The 5750-nt window shown below is 47.1% G+C and carries 3 protein-coding genes; 1 reads left to right on the top strand and 2 read right to left on the bottom strand.

The genetic code is table 11. The features are described 5' to 3' along the window. Together VK541_RS19895 and VK541_RS19890 are read right to left on the bottom strand one after the other, a co-directional pair. Positions 1–1066, bottom strand: a 1066-nt coding sequence (locus VK541_RS19895) for an MFS transporter (RefSeq protein WP_324372189.1), incomplete at its 3' end; no start/stop codon positions are given. 15 nt (positions 1067–1081) lie between these two features. Then, entirely contained in the window at positions 1082–2974 is a 1893-nt protein-coding gene (locus tag VK541_RS19890) for an ATP-dependent DNA helicase RecQ (RefSeq protein ID WP_324372188.1), read from the bottom strand. Positions 2975–3320: 346 nt separating this feature from the next. Here VK541_RS19890 and VK541_RS19885 point away from each other — a divergent pair. Then, positions 3321–5750, top strand: a 2430-nt coding sequence (locus VK541_RS19885; RefSeq protein ID WP_324372187.1) for an amidohydrolase, incomplete at its 3' end; no start/stop codon positions are given.

Genomic DNA, 5750 nt, shown 5'->3' with positions numbered 1-5750 from the left:
TTGACAGTGACTGTATCCCGCCCATGATTAACCCCACAATAGCCGCCAACCCATAAAATTGTGTGGCTGTAGTGATAAAATAAGCACAAAAACAAGTACCAATCCATATCATTACTACAAACATCAGTACATTTACATTCCCAACTCTTTTAGCAAATGCAGACATCAGCATGGCACCCAAAATTGCCACCAGCTGGATGATCAAAATTACGATAATGAGCTTTTCCGTCCCAAGTTGCAAGGTTTTTTCGCCAAACCCGGCTGCCGCCAGCATAATGGTCTGCACACCCATGGAGTAAAAAAAGAAAGCCACCAGATAAGTCTTCAAAAATTTCATGTGTTTCAGCTGTGCCCAAACCTTGCCCAATTCCTGGAAACCACTTTTCACCACATGCTTATTGATTGCTTTATAGTTCGGACTACCGGCCGGTAATTTCCTGAAAGGGATCTGTGCAAAGCCGATCCACCATAAACCTACCAGCAAAAACGATAACCTCGGCGGAAAAGAAAGGTCAGTGATCCCAAAAAGCTCAGGTTTCAGTACAAAAACGAAACAAATCAGCTGCAGGAGCACACTGCCCACATAACCGTATGCGAAACCTTTGGCACTTACCATGTCCTGCTGATCCACAGTCGCGATTTCAGGCAAGTAAGAATTGTTAAACATTACCCCGCCGATATACCCCATCGCTGCAATGACAAAACAGATGATCCCCATTTCCAGTGTATCCAGCTTAAAAAAGTACAGTCCGATACAGGCCAAACTGCCTATATAAGTAAAGAACTTCATGAAAACTTTCTTATTGCCCGTGTAATCCGCTACGGAAGAAAGGATCGGCAATAAAATCACCATCACCAGGTAAGCAAAGGACAACGCATAATTGGACAATGCCGTATTGGTAAATGTATGACCAAAGAATACCACCTGGTCACCATACTCTTTAGTGGTGGTGATGATCGTATAATAAGCCGGGAAAATGGTAGAAGTAATTACTAAATTATAGGCTGAATTGGCCCAGTCGAAGAATGCCCATGAGCGGATAACCTTTTTGTCGTTCTTTTCCATGTGTTCAGTAAGGCGCTAAAGGTAATAATTTTTACCATCTGTTTTAATCTTTCCAGCATCCAGCAGTTCACCGATGCGCGACAGCTTTTCAGGTTCAGTTCCACTCTTCAAAGCCGGTACCAGGTCCTGCAATTCATAAGCCTCACTTTGCAGCAGGGTGATGATCTCAAAGTCGATCTTATCCAAAATCAGGTCAGGCTCTTCCGCCTTTTTCTCTGCCAGACACACATCACAGACCCCGCATTTTTCGGCATCAGGCTCGTCAAAATAAGCCAGTAACTGCTTACTCCTGCAGATCGCCGATCCCGTATAGGTCAGCACTGCATCAATCTGGTCTGTCAATATTTTTTTTCGGAGTTTTACATACTTCACATCAATGTCCAGGTGCATCAGGTCCGTTCTCGGCCTGACAAACTGCAGTTGAGGCTGATCAGTCTGCGGCAGATAAGACAACAACCCCTGCTCCTGCAGGAAATTCAGCTGTTTGACCACCTCATTAAAAGAAACGGCCACTTTCCTGGCAAGATCAGCTTCCTGGATCTTAGCATACTGTTCGAACGTTCCCCCATAAGCCCGCAATATCGTTTTCAGCAAACGGTCGTATCCGGCATTTTCTATCTGGAACCTATACACATCTTCATGTGATACCAGAAAAAGTAATCTTGAAGGCAAAAACACATTTTCAGATAAAGTGAGATAACCTTCACGCTCCAAAAATTTCAGCGCAGACATGGCCTTCATCACCCCAATCCCAAAGCGCTTGCAATAATCCGCCAGATCAAAATTCAGGTTAAGTCCTTCTCCTGCCCCATAAGCGAGCTGAAAATAATTGCCCAGGTTGTGGTACACTTTTTTAATCTCTTCGATAGAAGGGAAACTATCCGAATACCTGGCTTTGAGCGCCATTTGATCTGACCTGTTTGCCAGCAGCACACCATAGGCACGCTTCCCGTCCCTGCCTGCGCGCCCGGCTTCCTGGTAATAAGCCTCTAAACTTTCCGGCAGGTCCATGTGCACGACAAAGCGTACATCAGCCTTGTCAATACCCATTCCGAAAGCATTGGTCGCCACCATGATCCTGATCTTGCCCTGTTTCCATTCCTGCTGCCGCTTAAAACGGGTCTCTCTTTCCACCCCTGCATGATAAAAATCTGCCGCAATACCGTTTCGCTGCAAAAACAAAGCGATTTCGGAAGTCTCCCGCCTGTTGCGCACATAGACCAAACCACTGCCCTTCACATTGGCCGCAATACTAAGCAGCTTTCTGTGTTTATCCTCGTCGGCAGCCACCACATAGCTCAGGTTGCTCCTGGCAAAACTCTGTACAAATATCTTCGGATCTTTGAAAGCAAGCTTGACCACAATATCTTCACGTACGTAAGCGGTGGCGGTAGCCGTAAGCGCCAGAACAGGTGCCTCAGGAACAACCTCCCGCAAAGCACTGATCAGCAGGTACGGAGGCCTGAAATCATACCCCCATTGAGACACACAATGCGCCTCATCCACGGCGATCAGGTTCACATCCATATAAGAGATCCGTTCCCTGACCAGATCAGAGAGCAGCCGCTCGGGCGACAAATACAAAAACTTGATCTTTCCGTAAATGCAGTTGTCCAGCAAAATATCGATCTCCCTTTTGCCCATTCCCGCGTAGATGGCCACCGCATTGATGCCCCTGCCTTTGAGGTTCTCTACCTGGTCTTTCATTAGCGCCACAAGAGGTGAAACCACGATACAGATCCCGTCTTTAACCAGCGCAGGCACCTGAAAGCAGAGCGATTTCCCTCCGCCGGTAGGCATCAGCGCCAAAGTATCATTCCCATCCAAAACCGACCTGATAATTTCATCCTGCAAAGGTCTGAAACTGTCAAATCCCCAGTATCGCTTTAATATCTCTGTTTCGTTCATCTAATCTGCTTCGTTTCATTGATCTGCTTCGTTCATCTAAATACTTCCAGGAGTTGTCCTGTTATTTCATTATTTCAATCGACATTATCTGGTACACTTTGGCAATATGCTTATATTGTCGTCATTGCGAGGCAAAGCCTCAGGAGAACGCTCCATTTAGTCCGTACTGCGCAATGACGATGGTTCCCATGGCAAAGCTAAAAAGTCAGGAGAACGCTTCGCTTAATTCCCACCCCGCAACGATAACATCCACAATAACGATAGCTGCAAAAAACATACCCCGTAAAACTATAAAAATGAACTGATATTACTAAATTGCAGACAAATTAAGCACCCCCGGCTGCGTATGAGAAAATCGTTACTATCAATAAGTTTACTGTTTATATTTCAAACTTCCTTTTCACAGGAAAAAAAATGGGACATAGAAAAATATTCAGGCACAGCTAAAACGTTTAATATAAAGACTGATGAAGGCACCTGGATGAATCTCGATGTAAGCTCGGACGGCAAAGACATCGTTTTTGACCTGCTTGGCGACATCTATACCATGCCCCTGGCGGGCGGAACCGCCACAGCGCTGAGCATAGGTATTGCCTGGGATGTGCAGCCGAGGTTCAGCCCCAATGGCAGATACATATCCTATACCAGCGACAAAAGCGGGGCGGACAACATCTGGATCATGAACCGTGACGGTTCAGGCAAAAGACAGATCAGCAAAGAAACTTTCAGACTATTGAACAATGCCACCTGGATGCCGAATAGCGACTACCTCATCGCACGCAAGCATTTTACAGGCACCCGCTCCCTGGGCGCAGGCGAAATGTGGATGTACAGCATTTACGGCGGCGAGGGCATCCAGCTTACCAAAAGAAAAAATGACCAGCAGGATGCAGGCGAACCCAATGTATCTCCAAATGGCAGGTACCTGTATTTTAGTGAAGACATGTCTCCGGGCCCCAGCTTTGAGTACAGTAAAGACCCAAATGGCATGATTTACGCCATTCGTCAGCTGGACATGAACACGGGTAAACTGACCAATCTGATTGCCACACAAGGGGGCGCTGCACGGCCCCAGGCCTCACCGGATGGCAAAATGATGGCCTATGTAAAAAGGGTCAGGCTCAAATCCGTGCTGTATGTTCAAAACCTGCAAACAGGCGAAGAATGGCCGCTTACAGAAGACCTTTCTCATGACCAGCAGGAAACCTGGGCGATATTTGGCGTCTATCCAAACTTTGCCTGGACCCCGGATTCTAAAAACGTAGTATTCTATGCCAAAGGAAAGATCAGGAAAATAGAAGTCGCCTCTCTGGTTGCCATAGAAGTTCCTTTCCAGGTGACCAGCAAGCAAACCGTACAGGAGGCTCTTCACTTTCCGCAGCAGGTATATATGAATGAGTTTACTTCCAAAATGATCAGGCAGCTGACCACCTCGCCCGACGGGAAATTTGTAGTGTTCAATGCCGCTGGTTTCCTTTACAAAAAAGACCTGCCCGAGGGCAAACCCGAAAGACTGACCAATGGCCTGGACTTTGAATTTGAACCCGATATTAGTCCTGACGGCAAATCCGTAATCTATTCTACCTGGAGTGATGAATTTAAGGGCGCCATCAAAAAAACAGAGATCAAGGGTAAAACAGTGACCCTCACCGACGAAAAAGGATTCTATTATTCACCCGGCTTTTCTACCAAAGGCGATAAAATTGTATTCAGAAAAGGATCAGGCAATGACGTACTGGGCTACAACTACGGCCGGGGCACAGGCATTTATATGATGGGCGCCAATGGCGGTGCCAAAACCCTGGTTTCCGAAACCGGCATCAGGCCGCAGTTCAATGCTGACGATACCCGGATCTTTTTCCAGGGCAATCAGGATGGTAAAAAGGCCTTCAAAAGCATGGACCTCAATGGCGGCAACGAGCGCACCCATTATACCTCCACCTATGCCAATCAGTTTTGCCCAAGTCCGGACGGCAAATGGATTGCGTTTACCGAACTGTTCAATTTATACATCACCCCCATGGTTACCATTGGCTCAGCCCTGGACCTTTCAGCTTCCAACAAAACCATACCGCTTACCCGCATTACCAGGGATGCCGGAACCTATATGCACTGGAGCGGTGACAGTAAAAAACTCATGTGGACATTGGGTGAGCAGTATTTCAGCCGGGAAATCAAAAACACCTTTACCTTTGTTGACGATGCCCCGCAGGAAATCCCAAAACCAGATTCAGCAGGAATCTATATGGGCCTCAGGATCAAGACCGATACTCCAACAGGACTTACCGCATTAAAGGGTGCCAGGATCATTACCATGAAAGGCGACGAAGTGATCGAAGAAGGGACCATACTCATAGAAAACAACAAGATCATTTCGGTAGGAAAGGCATCAGAAGCCGTGATCCCTGAAAAAGCCAGGGTCATTGATGTAACCGGAAAAACGATCATGCCGGGCATCATAGACGTACATGCACACCTGCGTACCAGTCCCGATGGCATCTCTCCGCAAAACGACTGGTCATATCTCGCCAACCTTGCTTTCGGCGTCACGACTTCGCATGATCCGTCCAGCAATACAGAAATGGTGTTCAGCCAGGCAGAAATGATCAAAGCCGGCCGCATGGTAGGCCCAAGGTTATATTCTACAGGCTCCATTCTTTACGGAGCCGATGGTGATTCCAAGGTAGTCATTAACAGCCTGGACGACGCACTTTCCCACCTCAGGAGGCTCAAGGCAGTTGGCGCATTCTCTGTAAAATCATACAACCAGCCACGC

Source organism: Pedobacter sp., from assembly GCF_035317785.1.
In the GTDB taxonomy this organism is placed as follows: Bacteria; Bacteroidota; Bacteroidia; order Sphingobacteriales; family Sphingobacteriaceae; genus Pedobacter.
Note: the sequence above shows the minus strand (reverse complement) of the source record. Positions and strands in the feature narration are given on the sequence as shown.

Bases quoted from the DNA above. Each gene is read 5' to 3' on its own strand.
- VK541_RS19890 (WP_324372188.1), bottom strand. From the start codon at position 2,974: ATGAACGAAACAGAGATATTAAAGCGATACTGGGGATTTGACAGTTTC.